This is a genomic window from Shewanella sp. 1311 (assembly GCF_059338235.1).
The window spans coordinates 932023-947912 of sequence record NZ_CM181686.1 but is presented as its reverse complement, the minus strand read 5'-3'; the positions used below and the strand labels follow the sequence as shown (position 1 = coordinate 947912).

Here is a 15890-nt window from a genome sequence, read left to right as displayed (position 1 = left end):
TGGAATGGCCATTAAAGTATTAGTCGTTGATGACTCAAGTTTTTTCAGACGACGTGTTAGTGAAATAGTCAATCAAGATCCTGAACTGGAAGTTATCGCGACGGCCTCAAATGGGGCCGAAGCGGTGAAGATGGCTGCTGAGCTTAATCCTCAAGTTATCACTATGGATATTGAGATGCCCGTGATGGATGGCATTACTGCCGTCCGTGAAATCATGGCTAAATGTCCGACTCCGATCTTGATGTTTTCTTCTTTAACCCATGATGGCGCTAAAGCGACGTTAGACGCTTTAGATGCTGGTGCGTTAGATTTTCTACCTAAACGTTTTGAAGACATTGCTACCAATAAAGATGATGCTATTTTATTGTTGCAGCAGAGAGTTAAGGCATTGGGACGCCGCAGAATGTTTCGTCCAATTGCACGTCCTGTCGTCGCTTCAACACCTAGCGTGCGTCCAACAAGTAGCGTTTTAGGGACGACGAGTATAGCGTCGCATACTCCTGCCACTGCTCCTGTGAGGACCTCAACAGCAGCGTCGATTCGAGCAAGTGGTAAGCAGTATAAAATACTGCTGATCGGCACATCTACTGGTGGTCCAGTTGCCTTGCAAAAAATTCTTACCCAATTCCCAGCAAACTATCCGCATCCAATTTTATTAATTCAGCATATGCCCGCAGCTTTTACGCCAGCATTTGCAAGTCGTTTGAATGGATTATGTAAGATTGATGTAAAAGAGGCCGCTAATGGCGATCTTCTTAAACCAGGTTGTGCGTATTTAGCGCCTGGCGGTATGCAAATGATGGTTGAACGTACTGGAGGTAGTGGTCGATTAAAGGTCATCGCTGGCAGTGCGGACATGAACTATAAGCCTTGTGTTGATATCACCTTTGCTTCTGCCTCTAAAGCCTTTAGTGGTGATGTGCTTGCTGTTGTATTAACTGGTATGGGTGCGGATGGCAGAGAAGGTGCCCGCATGTTGAAAGCGGTCGGTGCGACCATTTGGGCACAGGATGAAGCCAGTTGTGTGGTTTATGGTATGCCTCAGGCTGTCGCTAGTGCAGGTATTGCCACTCAGTCGATTGCCTTAGACAACATGGCTGAATGCATTTTAAAAGAGTCTGTTCGTGTCTAAGAGTCAAAATCCGATGAGCACAAATAGTGTGCTCATTATCTTGCTTATGGCTATTGCCATTTTGTGTCTTGGCGCCTTGAGTCTCGATTATCGGCACAAAAATAGTTTGTTGCGAGAAGACATAAAGCGTTTGGAATCGACTCAGGTGCTGTTAATGGTCCCTGATGAACAAGCTGAGGCTATTGCAACCTGGTTAGCGTCTCACCCTAATCAGACTAAAGCTATGCTGCAATTGGCAGCTCCTGGTGAGCAAAAGGCTGTTGCGATAGGTCCAGAATCTACGCAGATTAGTGTCCCACCTTTGCTGGGTAAGCAAAGTGCAGCGATGGATACGGCGAAGGATAAGGCTAATCAGCAACCTTTAGTACCGACACTGCTGCAGACGCCAGAAGTAGAAGTTAAGGCTGCTACTTCGCCAATTGAACCGAATAAAGCACAGATGCTACCTGTAGTGATTTCTGAAAATGCCGATGGTGTTAAAGTGATTAGTTTACCGAATGGTGGTATTCGAGTAACGACGAGAAAAGAGCAGTAACCTTTGGAATGTGTGTGCTCAATATTCTCATTCATTAGCATTTAATCAATTTATATGGGGGTCACTTCTTGAAAGTCTGGACCATAGCGAATCAAAAGGGTGGCGTAGGTAAAACCACAACGGTAGCGAGTTTAGCGGGAACATTGGCTAAGCGCGGCAAGCGTGTGCTTATGATAGACACCGATCCACACGCTTCGCTAGGTTATTACTTAGGCATTGATTCTGAAGAGGTTCCAGGCTCTTTATTTGATGTGTTTCTGGCCCATAAAAGCCTCTCCAAAGAACTCGTTTTATCCCATGTAGTACCAACCTTAGTCGATGGTCTCGATTTATTGCCTGCCACTATGGCACTTGCAACTTTGGACAGAGCCTTAGGTCATCAAGAGGGAATGGGATTAGTACTGCGTAATTTATTAGCACTAGTTGCTGATGATTATGATGTGGCTATCGTTGATTGCCCCCCCGTACTTGGCGTTTTAATGGTTAATGCCCTTGCGGCAAGTCAGCATATTATCATTCCCGTGCAGACTGAGTTTCTTGCTATTAAAGGGCTAGAGCGGATGATTAAAACGATGGAGTTGATGGGGCGCTCGAAGAAGACGCGTTACAGCTACACGGTCGTGCCCACTATGTACGATAAACGTACCAAGGCATCACCCGCCGCTTTGCAAGTGCTTGGCGCAGAATACAGTGAGACCCTGTGGAAGGACGTTATTCCTGTCGACACTAAGTTTAGAGATGCCAGTTTGGCACATTTACCAGCATCGCATTATGCGAGTGGTTGTCGTGGCGTCAAAGCCTATGAAAGATTATTAGATTTCTTATTAGTTGGGGAGTTTGGCCATGTCAAAATCGGTTGATGAAACTGTTTTTGATTTTTTCGCATTATTGCTGCAGGAAGACGACACTCCAAGTCAGGTTGTTCCCTCTCAAAGCATTGTAACAGCAGACTCAAATCAAAATGTTGCCGTTAATCAAACGGAGGCTGCATTACTTGATGCCGCAATCTTGGCTGAAAATGGTCGTACGACTGCATCACAAGCTTTAGATAGGACGATAACGCCGGCGGTACAGTTGCAGCCAAAAGCAACGCCAAGACAACATGAGTTTGTTGCTCCAGTGAGTAAGATTGCTTCTCAAGTGAACAAGCAAGCGCTAGAAAAATTGTTGGCGCCTGTACTTAAGACTCAAACATTAGCACCGACGCCACCTCTTGTTGAGGTCACGCCTTTTGTTGATGTTCAACCCGTTGTCGAAGTACCGCAAGCCAAGCCTGTTATTGATGAGGCGGTTGTTGATGAAATAATTGCTGAAAAAGTCGTTGAGGCAGTGGTTGTGCCCGAAACACAAGTCGGGATTACGCCTCCTAGCGTGACAAAAGATTTGCAAGAAGTGCTCGATGATGAGTTTCAGGTACTATTCTTTAAAGTAGCAGGGCTGACATTGGCGGTGCCTTTGGTCAGTTTAGGCGGAATAGTTAAAATTGAGCGGATAAACCACATCTTTGGCCGACCCGCATGGTTTCTCGGTGTACAGACGCATAGAGAGGAGCAATTGAACATTGTTGACACTTGTGCGTGGGTTATGCCAGAAAAATACTCAGATAAACTGGCGCAATCGGTAAATTATCAATATCTTGTATTATTAGAAGGTAGTAACTGGGGATTAACTTGTGAGTCCTTGGTCAATGCGGTAAAAATTAATAAATCGCAAGTCAACTGGCGTAGTCAAGCAGGCAAGCGCCCTTGGTTAGCGGGTGTAGTGAAAGAGCAGATGTGTGGCATTTTGCACGTACAAGCCTTAGTTGAAATGCTTAATGCGGGTTTAGGTTGTCAGGACTCAATTGGTTGAGGTAAACATGAAAGATACAAGAAATGTAGCAGCAGTCGCTGCAAGTAAAGATGATGCAGTATTACAATGGGTTACCTTTAAGTTAGACCATGAAACTTACGGTATCAATGTAATGCAAGTGCAGGAAGTATTGCGTTACACTGAAATCGCTCCCGTGCCCGGTGCGCCTTATTACGTATTAGGCATCATTAACTTACGTGGTAACGTTGTCACAGTTATTGATACCCGATCACGTTTTGGATTGCAGTCTGCCGAAGTTGATGACTCAACTCGAATCGTTATCATCGAAGCTGAAAAGCAAGTCATTGGCATCTTAGTTGATAGTGTTGCCGAAGTGGTTTATTTACGCCGCTCAGAAATCGACAATGCACCAAATGTCGGAACGGAAGAGAGTGCTAAATTCATTCAAGGTGTGAGTAATCGCGACAATGAATTACTCATCTTAGTCGATCTCGACAAGTTATTATCCGATGAAGAATGGGCCGAATTAACTCAGATTTAATCAATTAGCGAGATAAGGCTGAATGATATCAATTCATTCAGCTATTTTGTGTATTTGCGAATAAATCGATGATTCTAAGTCTTTATGATTTATGGATAGACAAAGTATTTTATCGCGGTTTGAACAGTGGCTAATGATATTGAGTCATTTAAGTACAGCACTTTGGAATAGATAACTCAGTTGGAATGCCTGCTAATTTATGGCTATGAGTGAGTATAAGGATTTTTAATGGGCGATGAATTTTTGATCGCAGCGTTAGTCTATGTCATCGCATGCTTAGGATTAGTACTCTTTTTACAAAAACAATTGAGCAAACTAAGAAGCAAGGTCGAAGCATTAACCGTTTTAGTCAAAGAAGGTGATCGTCAGCGAGAGTCGTTTAAGCGTGAGTTGCAAGAGTTGCGCAGTGGCACTATCGGAGTCGGTCGGCGTGTGATTGAGTTAGAAAAACGCCTACTTCAGCAGTCGGAACGGATTGAAGAGACGACTCAGCAGGATCCACAGGCAAAACTTTATACTCGAGCCATGAAAATGGTCGCGCTTGGCGCTGGTGTGGATGAGTTGATTAAAGAATGCGAACTACCTAAAGCGGAAGCTGAGCTGTTGATCCGACTTCATCGCAAATGATCGCATAGAATTGATAGTGATACTTTGTTTAACTCTCAAAGCTAATTTGCCAAAATTAGCTTTTTATTTTATGCCTTCTCAACAATTTTTTGATGCATATTATTCCATTGCTCGGGAAACTTACCGTCGAGCATATACACAAATGCGATCAGTTCGGCGATAAGCAGATAAAGCTCCTTAGGAATTTCCTCTCCTAGCTCTAACAACTGTAGAAAATGGCTTAGATGGGGATCTTGATGGATATACACACCGTTAGCCTTGGCTAGCGCAATAATCTCTTCTGCGATAAGCCCTTCACCAGTAGCCACAATTTTAGGCGCGTTACGCCCATCGTAGCTCAGCGCGACAGCTTGCTTCGGTTCACTCTCTTCGCTCATTTGGTTCTTCCTAAAATTAGATGATGGATTCAATGTCTGCTTAGGTATTTTTTCTAGCTAAGCTTTTGTCTTTACGAGGAAATGATCACCCGGTAATAAGGTTGCTGGCACTTGCGCTATTTGCGTCGAGAGTTCACCTGGCGTAAACCCTAGCTGTGACAGTTTTTGGCTTAAGGGCGTTAAAAAGTTGTTGACCTTATTAAGTAGCATTTGGCTATTGCCTTTAAACTGGATATCCAATTGTTGATTGTGCTGTTGAGCTGCAATCAGTAGCGGACCTTGTGCTAAATTAAATTTGAGCTGTAAACGCCATCCGGCTTTTTTCTCTGGATCATCAGGATCCGCTTCTTGCTCAAATTTCCCTTCCAGTTGCTCATGACGTTGGTTAATGCCATAGGGTAGGGCAAAGAACCACACTAAATTGCCCGCGCTCTCATTGCTTGCCTGTTGGTATAAATGCAAGTTAGAGGCTAGTTGTCCCATGCTATCAAGACCGCCTGCTTTGCTCAGTTGGCCAAGTTGTTTAGCGGAAAAGCCAACTTTGGCTTGTAGTTGCTCAAGATAATCTGCGAGCTTCTTACTCATTGAATTCGAACTATTATTAGCTTTAAAGCCTAGTAGCAGTTGAAATAGTGAGGTAATCGCACTCGCATTCATAAACATTGTGGCTTGATTTGACTGAGGTGCGGCAAGGTTAAGAGTTGCTAGTCCCAGAATATTGGCTTTAAGCTCATCTAAATCATTTAGCTGGCTCAGTGGTGGTAATCCTATATGCGGTAAGTGCTTTAACAACTCTGAGGCTAAATTTGAGCTGTTGTTAGAACGAGATAGTTCAACAGGAAGTGCTCCCGCTTTATTGAATGCTTTTTGCAAAACATCAGCAACCTTTATAGTGCTGTCAGTTTTGGTATCATTCCCATGCTGTTCATTTTTTTGCGTATTGAGCCCTAAAATATTTTTTGGACTCACCGCAGCAATTTCCTCCACAGTTTCTTCATTCTGAGCACCAATATTAGTGGCTACATTTGTAAGCGGAGGAGTTGGAGCCAACCTCTTGGGGTTTTGCATTACCAACGCATTATTAACCTTAGGGTCTTGAGGCGGGATATCAACCGATGCTTTTACAAGGCTAGATCCAGATGTGGATGAGCTCCTTGTTGTTTGCTCGATAGTCGCGGTGGCAGAGCTAGGTTGAGTTATTTGTGATGGTGTTGAATGACTCAGAACAGATGGTGTAGCGAGTACCTGATTTGAGCCGCGAGTACTCAACATAGTTGGCATTGTTACTTTGACAGGCATAGCATCATTTGTTTTAGTTGCCTGCGTTGCCTGCGTTGCCTGCGTTGCCTGCGTTGCCTGCGTTGCCTGCGTTGCCTGCGTTGCCTGCGTTGCCTGCGTTGCCTGCGTTGCCTGCGTTGCCTGCGTTGCCTGCGTTGCCTGCGTTGCCTGCGTTGCCTGCGTTGCCTGCGTTGCCTGCGTTGCCTGCGTTGCCTGCGTTGCCTGCGTTGCCTGCGTTGCCTGCGTTGCCTGCGTTGCCTGCGTTGCCTGCGTTGCCTGCGTTGCCTGCGTTGCCTGCGTTGCCTGCGTTGCCTGCGTTGCCTGCGTCTGTGAATTTAGCGAACTTGAAGAGCGCGATGAGCTGTTAAGGTTCGTGACAGGCCCTTTACTGGTATTCGAAAGCGGTATGCCAGCATCGTTTGCTATTTTGTTTTTGACGCCTTCTGTACTCGTATTTAACTTTTCAGGTTGAGTTGTGCTACCGCTTAGCATAGTTGCCGGTGTATCTACCTTTGTCGTGGCAGTTTGTTTTGTTGGCTCAGGTAAAGAAACGATAGTTTCAAGTTTTTTTAAAAAGGAGGCGATGATCTGAACCGGTTCGACTTTGGCGATCACAATGTCAGAAGACGATTTATTTGTGGGAACCTGAGTTTCATTTACTGGCGCCCCAATAACGATTTCGAGTTTGCTCTGTATTGGGGTGAGTAATAAAATAGGCCGCCCTTGCTGAAAGGCTATTTTTGCTAAGAATTCTCCTTGATTCAGCTGAGGTCCAGAATCTTGTGCTACAACAGTGCCATTAGCAAAATGAAACGCTTTGTTAATAATGGTGACGTTCGGTAACGGATAGCCTTGAGTACGAGCCGCTAGAGCTGAAAGCTGTGCCTGAGATATGCCATTTTGTTGCGCCAAATTGATAACAGCTTCAGGGACTTTCAGAGCAATAGGCGTGGCTAAGGCAAGCAGTTGGCTGGTGGTATCTTGAGTCGCTGCAGCTGTCGGTGGAGTGTTTTGCGTATTGGGCGTGACTAGAAAAGTATTAGCCGTCAATAATATTTGCCGCTGCTGAGCGTTAACAAGCTTTAAATTATATTCTGTACCGTTTAGAATAATACTATCTCCCTCAGGGGAGGTTTGCACCTGAGCAGGAATGGCACGCGGAGTAGCACTGAGAGCATCAGCTTGGGCTGTCGCAGTGTGTAACTGCGGATTTTGACTGCTAACAAGTGGAATCGACTCCATTTAGTGACCTTATATAGTTTATCTGGCGATATATTCGTTTAGTAAAATTAACAATTGACCAATTTTTTTTGCCAAGTATGCTTATGCGCCTTGTGACAACGGAACTGTCATACTGGATAGTATGCCACTAAGACGAATTATCTTTATATCGTCATTTTTGTATTGTCACTTTAGCGAAAACTTGATGTCTAAGCTGTACATTTATATTAAGAGAGCGATATGAAGTTAAAATGGATGGGGTTATCTTTGGGGTTAATGCTGTTGCCAAAAGTGCAAGCGGCTGAAGTGCCCGTATCAGATACCATTCCGCAGGAAGCACCTGCTAAGGTACAAATCACCTATGATGATCCCCGCGACCCGTTCGAAGGGTTTAACCGTGCGATGTGGGATTTTAACTATCTCTTTTTAGATAGATATTTATATCGTCCTGTTGCCCATGGTTATAACGATTACATACCTATGCCTGCTAAAACAGGCGTCAATAATTTTGTACAGAATTTAGAAGAACCTAGCAGCTTGGTAAACAATGTGCTGCAGGGAAAGTGGGTCTGGGCGGCGAATGCCGGTGGACGCTTTACCATCAACTCTACAGTCGGTTTATTAGGTGTCATTGACGTCGCAGATATGATGGGTATGAGCCGTAAGCAAGATGAGTTTAACGAAGTACTTGGTTATTATGGCGTGCCTAATGGACCATACTTCATGGCGCCGTTTGCGGGTCCTTACGTCGTGCGAGAACTCGCGTCTGATTGGGTTGATGGTCTATACTTTCCCTTGTCTGAGTTAACAATGTGGCAAACCATTGTTAAATGGGGACTTAAAAATCTTCATTCCAGAGCGTCTGCGATCGATCAAGAACGACTCGTTGATAATGCACTCGATCCTTATGCCTTTGTCAAAGATGCGTATTTACAACATATGGACTATAAAGTCTATGATGGTAATGTTCCTCAAAAACAAGATGATGATGATGAGTTACTCGATCAGTATATGCAGGAGCTTGAGTAACCCTCTAGGCCGTACTTGACAGCATTTGTCGTTAGTATTCAAGTGTTAGCCTTATCGAAAAACGTTATCGGCATGTTCACTTGAGTAATGGTTAAGCGATGAACTCTATTCGGGAACTTTTATGGCGTTAAATGGTGTTGCGGTTCTTTTAGTTGAAGATGATCCGGTGTTTCGGCAGATTGTCGCAAGCTTTCTTGATACTAGAGGCGCACAAGTCACGCAAGCCTGTGACGGTGAAGAAGGATTATCATTTTTTAAATCGCAGCACTTTGATGTTGTTCTTGCAGACTTAAGCATGCCTAAGCTTGGCGGGCTCGACATGCTTAAGGAAATGACAAGGTTAGCGCCGCTAGTCCCTTCTGTTGTGATCTCTGGTAATAATGTCATGGCTGACGTTGTTGAGGCATTACGCATTGGCGCCAGTGATTATCTCGTTAAACCAGTATCCGATTTATTCATCATTGAACAAGCGATTAAACAAAGCCTCCATAGTTCCTACATTGATGATACTCAAGCTGCCGATTTTGAAGCCCTATCCCATCAAGAGTTAAGCGATAATCTCGCTTTGCTCGAACAGAGTGTTGCTGCCGCAAAGCAAGTGCAGCAACAATTATTCCCCGCTTCAAACATAAGCTATCCGGCGGCGAAGGTTGACTACAGTCTGTATAAAAATAGTGACATTAGCAGTTACTTTATTGATTCAACTATGGTCGGCACTGAGCACTTGATCATGTATATGGCGCATTTATATCCTGAAGATAATCGAGCCGCTTTTGCTTGCGTTCTGCTGAGAAGTTTTGTTAATCAGAAACTTAAAGATTTTCGAAATGGCCAGAGTCAAAGCATTATTGAACCATTCAATATGATGAGCTACTTGAATGAACGTTTAGTCAAGTCGGGTCTCGATATCAAAGCGGATATGATTTATGTCTCTATTGAGCTGACAAAGTACCGTGCTGCTATCGCGCAGGCTGGGAAGGGGCTGCGTTGCTATTTGCGTAATGACGAGGGATTAAGCCCGCTAGCACTCTCAGAGAGCCTTCAGCTGGGTGTATTAGATTGGGGTAAGCCGAGTATTCAGTTCCGCAGCATTTTACCGCAAGAGCAGTTGTGTATTGCGACCAGTGAGCCTGAACATAAACAAGCTTTGCTTGAGAATAAGTTTAAGGGATTGGTTTACGATGCAGCAATGCCCGAAGGTGGTTTCCTCCAGTTGAGTCTTTAGTTCGTCGCTAACGTAATTATGAAGTCAGTATTCAGTTCAAACACGACACAACGAAAAACGCCTTACTATGGCTAGTAAGGCGTTTTTGTTTTTCAGTCGAATAGCTAATTAGCGTTTTATTGCTTCATGCTCAGCAGTTACAGCAATTTCACTTTCTAATATTTCAGCTTCAGTCTGATGTTTGCTTTCAGCGCCATGCATCCAGTCCACTAATTTATCAGCCATAAAATACAGAATAATGCCTGAAAGAGCTGCTGTGATGGCAATGCCAGAGAAGATCGCCATTGCATTTGCCAGTTGTTCTTCCTTTTCACCGCCATGGCCGATGAATGATCCGACAACACCACCAATTTTGTTGGCGGCTGCAACGAATAGGAACCAAGCTCCCATCATCAAAGAGGCAATACGCAGTGGAGCCAGTTTAGTCACCATAGATAAACCGATAGGTGATAAGCAAAGCTCACCCATAGTGTGGAAGAAATAAGCGCCCACTAACCACCACATGCTCGATTTAACCGATGCATCACCGCCCATTTGCATTACAGCACCTATCATGAATAGGAAACCGATCGCGAGTAAGAACAGGCCAAGCGCAAATTTAACTGGAGAGTTAGGTTCATTCTTACCTAAACGGATCCAGATAGAAGCAATCACAGGTGCAAATAATACGATAAAGATAGCGTTTAATGATTGGAACCATGTTGTTGGGACTTCAAAGCTACCGACCATGCGATCGGTGAACTCGTTAGTGAACAAGTTCATTAAACCGCCAGCTTGTTCGAAACCAGCCCAGAATATAATTGTGAACAACCCCATTACCATGATGACTTTAATACGGTCACGTTCAACTTTGGTCAGAGGTTCTTTACGTACTTCACCTTTCTCTTCCGCTTTTTGCTTTTCAAGCTTAGCGGCTGGCACTCTGCCGATATCGCCTAAATACTTCTGTGCGAACAAAAATTGGATGATTAAAGAGAAAATCATACCAACACCGGCACAGAAGAAACCTGCTTGCCAGTTGTTAACAAACACTTCTTGTCCATCAACGATAGTAGCGTGTCCGAAGCTAGTATAAGCCCAGGCGACTATAAAGCCTGACAGGGCAGCACCTAAGTTGATGCCCATGTAGAAAATGGTAAATGCGCCATCACGACGGTGATCGCCTTCTTCGTAAAGATCACCCACCATAGTGGAGATGTTTGGCTTGAATAAACCGTTACCCAGAATGAGAGTACCCAGACCAATATAGAACACAGTTGTTTCTAAACCTGGGATCCAACTGTGCGGCGCGGCAAGCAAGAATTGACCCGCAGCCATTAATGCGCCACCAAAATAAATGGCTTTACGTTGACCCAGTACGTTATCAGCTAACCAGCCACCGATAAGTGGCGTTAAGTAGACTAACCCTGTGAAGGTACCATAAAGCGATAATGCTTCTGCTTGAGTCCAACCTAGACCATGTCCGCCATCACTCTGCACTTTATCGACTAGATAAAGTACCAAAATGGCGCGCATTGCATAATAACTAAAACGTTCCCAAAGTTCTGTTGTAAACAGCAGGAACAATCCTTTAGGATGCCCAAGCATCGTTCCTTGTGGTTTTGCTACGCTCATGAAGTCTTCCACCTTAAGCTCGTGATTGCCTGTGGGCCCCTGAAACAGGATGATGTCACCACAGAAAAATGGTTGTTACTCGTCCCAATATCGCCTGCAGGTTTAATCAGCAATCAATTAACACGAATGCATTCATTAATTGTTGAATAACCGCTAGTTACGTATGGGTTATTGTTACGTTCTTATAATAAAAGTAATGTTTTTAGCTGTAAAATGAGTATTTTCGCTAAAATCCCACCTTATATACCCCTTAAAAGCAACCAAAGTCAATTTTGGTAAGCTAAGTGGTGACATTATCAGCAATATAGTGTTGTCGTGATTTTAGATGTGAATTCGCAATGTAAGCGTGCATTGCCTGCATACCGAGCGAGAGGCTGGAATAGGCGAAAAACTACTTCCATCGACTTAGGCATCTTTGCTATGATTGCGGCCCGTGAATGGACGTCACTTAAAATAGGGTAGTGAGATTAGCGTATGAAGGCATGGTACCTTTTGTATTGTAAGCCTCGTAGTGAAGCGAGAGCGCAACAGAACTTAGCACTTCAAAATTTAGAGACGTATTTACCTATGGTCTCTGAAGAGAAATCTCAACGCGGACGGAAACAGGTCTGTCGTGTACCTTTATTCCCTAATTATTTATTCATCAATTTCGACCCAAGCCAAACAAGTGTTAGGCAGGTCCACTCTACTCGTGGTGTGAATCGAATCGTTAATTGTCAAGAAAAAATGACGCCCATTGACGACAGAATTATCCATGCCATTCGCATGAAAGAATTAACGCCTTCCCAAACGGTATTAGCCGAAGTACCAGAGCTAAAAACTGGGGAAAAAATTCGTTTTACAGATGGACCATTTGTTGATTTAGAAGGTATTTTCCAAGAAAAATGCCCGAATAAGCGTTGTCATGTTCTATTCAACATAATGGGACAAATAAAGACAGTTACAGTGCCAGAACAAACTGTTGAGCGGGTTAGTATTTAGCGAGTTGGATCACACTTCATTGTCAGACTTAAGATGAAGTTTTTGTAGGATATTAGCTATTTTAGTGATTATTGCTTTTTGCCTACAATAAATAAAAATCATTGAATAACCTATAAATCAATGAGTTACAGGTTATCTGAAATAGTTGGTTGGTTTGGCAATAAACTGTTGTTTAAAATTCGAACAAACGCCTTGTGTTTGCTTGTTAATTAACCAGCTAAAACTGAAAGTTTACAGTAAACTTGTAAAACTCAATGTTGTGATAATGTTTTAATAATCTGGTCGCCCATAGTGGAGGCTAGCTAAGTGTTAAAAGTGGATATTGATGCAAAGACGACAATTAGCCTAGTTAAGCTATTTGTTTTTGCTTACCCAAAGTAGAAATTGCTCGGCGTGTTTTCTCACAAGTTTGATGATGTGACTCGCTAGGAATACTAAAGGATTAGAGCCTTGCCATTCTTTATATCAAAGAATGTTATAGTTTTAATGCTTGAAAAATATGAATTTTCGCGTCGCGAAGGGCAATATAGAAGCCGCAATCTATGGGCGGTAGCGTGTCTGAAAGGCATCGAATGAATAGTTTCATTCGTTAAGCGGACGCCGAAGGCCTATGGCCGCCACGCGGATCGGTAGCGTGCCTCAAAGGTGAGAAACTGAAGGTTGAGCTCTCGAACGAGAGGTATGGATACCGAACAGGCGGTTATATAGGGATATATTTATCGAATGAATAGTTTCATTCGTTCAGCGAACGCCGAAGGCCTCCGGCCGCCACGTGGTACGGTTGCGTGCCTGAAAGGCATTATGTATTTCAGGTTATGTAAAGACATCAAGCTGTTTACTGCTTAAACGTAGAACGAATTGTGCTACATCTAAATTCTAAAAAATAAGTTTTGCCCCAATTTTTATAAACGGAGATATCTGGTGCTACGACAAGTCAAAAAATTCATCATACTAGGCATAAGTGCCGCGATTTTGATGGGCGCGCAGGCTAATGCCATTACGCCATCTCCGCAGATGATCGAGCAGTTCAAAGCATTACCTAAGTCTGAACAAGAAAGATTAGCACGCCAATATGGTGTTGACCCTTCAATGATAACTGGGGCTGGTGCTACAGCCACAGTTGTTGAAAATCCTACAGTAGTGACTCCGCGCGCGGCGAAAAATAACGTGGTAGACCAATCTGAAAGTGATCAGCTAAATCAAGCGACTAAGTCAGAATCTACGGTTGAGGCAATCGAAGACAAGAAAGAAAATCAACTCAAACGTTTTGGCTACGACATGTTCGCAGGTTCACCGAGTACATTTGCGCCAGTTAGCGATGTGCCTGTACCTGCTGAGTATATGATTGGTCCTGGTGATAGTCTGAATGTTCAGTTGTTCGGTAAAGAAAATAACCAATACACATTAACAGTGGGCCGTGATGGGGCCATTCAGTTCCCTAATTTAGGACCAATATCCCTTGTAGGGTTGAGTTTTGCTGAAGTGCGTGAATTATTACAGCAAAAAATTAGCCAAAGCATGATAGGTATAGAATCAAGTATCACTATGGGCGAATTACGCTCAATCCGCATTTTCGTTGCTGGTGATGCTTTCCAACCAGGCTCTTACACAGTTTCAAGTTTATCGACTATTACTCAAGCCCTATTTATTTCTGGTGGCGTTAACCAAATTGGTAGTTTACGCAACATTCAAATTAAGCGTGCTGGTAAAACGGTAGGCCACTTAGACTTATATGATCTTCTGCTTCGCGGGGATGCCTCTGGGGATATTCGTTTACAATCTGGTGATGTCGTGTTCATTCCCTCTTCAGGTGGTTCAGTGAGTGTGATGGGTGAGGTTCGTCGTCCTGCTATTTATGAACTCAAAAATAATGAAACAATGGCCGATGTTATTCGCATGGCGAGTGGTCTAAACCCAGGCGCTTATCCTAAAGCGAGTACGGTTGAACGTTTCAGTAACGAATCAGTTAAAACCGTAATCAGTGTAGATTTAACCGAAAATACTGGTTTAAACACCTTAGTTAAAAATGGTGACCTTTTAAATGTAAGATCAGCCTCAAGTCGTATCGATAATGCGATTACTGTCGCTGGTGCTGTAGTTCGTCCTGGTAAATATCAATGGACTAAAGGTTTGACAGTTGCGGATTTACTTCCTTCAATTTGGGGAGACCTCACCATCTCTGCTGATTTGGATTACGCTTTACTTGTTCGTGAAATTAACCAACGTGGCGATATTCAAGTTGAGCGTATTGCTCTCGGACGAGCAATAGGTGAACCTAAATCACACTACAATCCTCAATTAAATCCGCGTGATTCAATTATTGTGTTTGATTATGCAGACCGCGAAGCGCTACTAAAACCAATAATTCAGAAGCTGAGAGAGCAAAGTCGTTTTGGAGATGCTGCTAAGCTAGTTAACATTAATGGTAACGTGCGTTTTCCTGGACAATACCCAATTACTATTAATGCAGATGTCAAAGAGTTACTGATCGCGGCGGGTGGATTAGAGGAAGGTGCTTATACACTTGCGGCAGAATTAACTCGTCAAAATGTTTCTGAGCAAAATGGGGTGTCTATTGAGCATGTTCAGCTAAGTTTAGACCAGGTAATGCAAAATGATCCTGCTGCAAATATAAAACTGCAGAGTCGCGATATTCTAACTGTACGTACATTACCTGATTGGCAGGAGAATCGTTGGGTTATTATTAAAGGGGAAGTTAAATTCCCCGGTACTTACAGTATTCAACGTGGTGAAAGCTTAAAAGATGTCTTGGCGAGAGCGGGTGGGTTAACCACAGATGCTGCGCCACGTAGTGCGGTATTTTTACGCAAATCAGTAAAAGATAAAGAGCAGCTTGAGTTATCAAAACTTGCTGATGAATTGCGCCGTGAGATTGCCGCAAAAGCGTTGACGAAAGATACGCCAACCATTGGTTATAACGATGCGCAGCAGATGCTTAATGAGCTTGAGAATGTCAAAACAGTGGGTCGACTAGTCGTTGATGTCAATGCCATAGAACTGGGGATAGAGAGTGCTAACCTCACGCTTGAAGATGCTGATGCCTTGTACATTCCACCAACCAATCAAACGATTTCAGTTATGGGTCAAGTTCAACACCCAAGTACACACAGATACAAGCAAGGTATGACTTTCGATCAATATCTGGCTTTATCTGGCGGAGCGCGTAAACGTGCCGATGAATCTCGCTCATATGTTCTAAAAGCAGATGGTTCAGTCCAAATGCCAGAATCATCTTTCTGGTTTAACGGTGGCAGCTCAATGGAACCTGGCGATACCATAGTTGTACCGTTAGATACTGAATACAAAGATAACCTAACACTTTGGAGCCAAGTCACAGGTATTATCTACAACACCGCAGTTGCAGTGTCTGTAATATCTGGGCTGTAGAACTAAGGAGCTAGGAACGCCGCGTTGCGACTACAGAACGTCACTACGTGACTCACGGATAACGGAATGGGCTGCGCCCTTACGGTAAGCGAATTTCTTGTTGCTTATAC

The 15890-nt window shown here is 43.6% G+C and carries 13 protein-coding genes; 10 read left to right on the top strand and 3 right to left on the bottom strand.

Annotation, left to right across the window (positions count from 1 at the left end):
- The first annotated feature begins 4 nt into the window (after nucleotides 1-4).
- From AC5YB3_RS04245 to AC5YB3_RS04220, 6 genes are all read left to right on the top strand, one after another.
- Nucleotides 5-1132, top strand: coding sequence for a protein-glutamate methylesterase/protein-glutamine glutaminase (locus tag AC5YB3_RS04245; protein WP_494526639.1), 1128 nt, complete (start codon nucleotides 5-7; stop codon nucleotides 1130-1132).
- A 13-nt stretch (nucleotides 1133-1145) separates the two neighbouring features.
- Nucleotides 1146-1667: a membrane anchored protein in chemotaxis locus gene (locus AC5YB3_RS04240; protein ID WP_494526638.1), complete on the top strand. Its 522-nt coding sequence runs from the start codon at nucleotides 1146-1148 to the stop codon at nucleotides 1665-1667.
- 68 nt (nucleotides 1668-1735) lie between these two features.
- Nucleotides 1736-2527 carry a ParA family protein gene (locus tag AC5YB3_RS04235; RefSeq protein WP_006082382.1) on the top strand — a complete coding sequence of 264 codons (792 nt, stop codon included), beginning with the start codon at nucleotides 1736-1738 and terminating at the stop codon, nucleotides 2525-2527.
- On the top strand, nucleotides 2511-3518 hold the full coding sequence (locus AC5YB3_RS04230; RefSeq protein WP_259528094.1) for a chemotaxis protein CheW: 1008 nt from the start codon (nucleotides 2511-2513) through the stop codon (nucleotides 3516-3518). The genes AC5YB3_RS04235 and AC5YB3_RS04230 overlap by 17 nt, the downstream gene beginning before the upstream one ends.
- A gap of 7 nt (nucleotides 3519-3525) precedes the next feature.
- A complete protein-coding gene (locus AC5YB3_RS04225; protein WP_006082380.1) occupies nucleotides 3526-4020 on the top strand; it encodes a chemotaxis protein CheW in 495 nt (164 codons plus the stop codon).
- Nucleotides 4021-4248: 228 nt separating this feature from the next.
- Nucleotides 4249-4647, top strand: coding sequence for a DUF2802 domain-containing protein (locus AC5YB3_RS04220; protein ID WP_006082379.1), 399 nt, complete (start codon nucleotides 4249-4251; stop codon nucleotides 4645-4647).
- A 68-nt stretch (nucleotides 4648-4715) separates the two neighbouring features.
- Here AC5YB3_RS04220 and AC5YB3_RS04215 read toward each other — a convergent pair whose 3' ends face one another.
- Both AC5YB3_RS04215 and AC5YB3_RS04210 read right to left on the bottom strand, forming a co-directional pair.
- Nucleotides 4716-5024: an EscU/YscU/HrcU family type III secretion system export apparatus switch protein gene (locus AC5YB3_RS04215; RefSeq protein ID WP_006082378.1), complete on the bottom strand. Its 309-nt coding sequence runs from the start codon at nucleotides 5022-5024 to the stop codon at nucleotides 4716-4718.
- Between the two features lie 57 nt (nucleotides 5025-5081).
- On the bottom strand, nucleotides 5082-7544 hold the full coding sequence (locus AC5YB3_RS04210; protein WP_494526637.1) for a flagellar hook-length control protein FliK: 2463 nt from the start codon (nucleotides 7542-7544) through the stop codon (nucleotides 5082-5084).
- Nucleotides 7545-7763: 219 nt separating this feature from the next.
- On the opposite strand from AC5YB3_RS04210, the gene AC5YB3_RS04205 reads away from it, so the two are divergent.
- Together AC5YB3_RS04205 and AC5YB3_RS04200 are read left to right on the top strand one after the other, a co-directional pair.
- Nucleotides 7764-8552, top strand: a complete 789-nt coding sequence (locus AC5YB3_RS04205; protein ID WP_494526636.1) for an MlaA family lipoprotein — start codon at nucleotides 7764-7766, stop codon at nucleotides 8550-8552.
- 121 nt (nucleotides 8553-8673) lie between these two features.
- Nucleotides 8674-9777 carry a response regulator gene (locus tag AC5YB3_RS04200; protein ID WP_494526635.1) on the top strand — a complete coding sequence of 368 codons (1104 nt, stop codon included), beginning with the start codon at nucleotides 8674-8676 and terminating at the stop codon, nucleotides 9775-9777.
- A gap of 108 nt (nucleotides 9778-9885) precedes the next feature.
- Here the strand turns inward: AC5YB3_RS04200 and AC5YB3_RS04195 are convergent, their stop codons facing one another.
- Nucleotides 9886-11391, bottom strand: coding sequence for a peptide MFS transporter (locus AC5YB3_RS04195; protein WP_107948385.1), 1506 nt, complete (start codon nucleotides 11389-11391; stop codon nucleotides 9886-9888).
- A 474-nt stretch (nucleotides 11392-11865) separates the two neighbouring features.
- Between AC5YB3_RS04195 and rfaH the strand changes: the two genes are divergently transcribed.
- Nucleotides 11866-12372: a transcription/translation regulatory transformer protein RfaH gene (rfaH, locus tag AC5YB3_RS04190; protein ID WP_115334226.1), complete on the top strand. Its 507-nt coding sequence runs from the start codon at nucleotides 11866-11868 to the stop codon at nucleotides 12370-12372.
- A gap of 921 nt (nucleotides 12373-13293) precedes the next feature.
- A complete protein-coding gene (locus tag AC5YB3_RS04185; protein WP_494526634.1) occupies nucleotides 13294-15780 on the top strand; it encodes an SLBB domain-containing protein in 2487 nt (828 codons plus the stop codon).
- Nucleotides 15781-15890 lie beyond the last annotated feature (110 nt).

Coding starts and splice junctions, on each gene's coding strand:
- AC5YB3_RS04245 (WP_494526639.1), top strand. CDS start 5: ATGGCCATTAAAGTATTAGTCGTTGATGACTCAAGTTTTTTCAGACGA.
- AC5YB3_RS04240 (WP_494526638.1), top strand. CDS start 1,146: ATGAGCACAAATAGTGTGCTCATTATCTTGCTTATGGCTATTGCCATT.
- AC5YB3_RS04230 (WP_259528094.1), top strand. CDS start 2,511: ATGTCAAAATCGGTTGATGAAACTGTTTTTGATTTTTTCGCATTATTG.
- AC5YB3_RS04225 (WP_006082380.1), top strand. CDS start 3,526: ATGAAAGATACAAGAAATGTAGCAGCAGTCGCTGCAAGTAAAGATGAT.
- AC5YB3_RS04220 (WP_006082379.1), top strand. CDS start 4,249: ATGGGCGATGAATTTTTGATCGCAGCGTTAGTCTATGTCATCGCATGC.
- AC5YB3_RS04215 (WP_006082378.1), bottom strand. CDS start 5,024: ATGAGCGAAGAGAGTGAACCGAAGCAAGCTGTCGCGCTGAGCTACGAT.
- AC5YB3_RS04210 (WP_494526637.1), bottom strand. CDS start 7,544: ATGGAGTCGATTCCACTTGTTAGCAGTCAAAATCCGCAGTTACACACT.
- AC5YB3_RS04205 (WP_494526636.1), top strand. CDS start 7,764: ATGAAGTTAAAATGGATGGGGTTATCTTTGGGGTTAATGCTGTTGCCA.
- AC5YB3_RS04200 (WP_494526635.1), top strand. CDS start 8,674: ATGGCGTTAAATGGTGTTGCGGTTCTTTTAGTTGAAGATGATCCGGTG.
- AC5YB3_RS04195 (WP_107948385.1), bottom strand. CDS start 11,391: ATGAGCGTAGCAAAACCACAAGGAACGATGCTTGGGCATCCTAAAGGA.
- rfaH (WP_115334226.1), top strand. CDS start 11,866: ATGAAGGCATGGTACCTTTTGTATTGTAAGCCTCGTAGTGAAGCGAGA.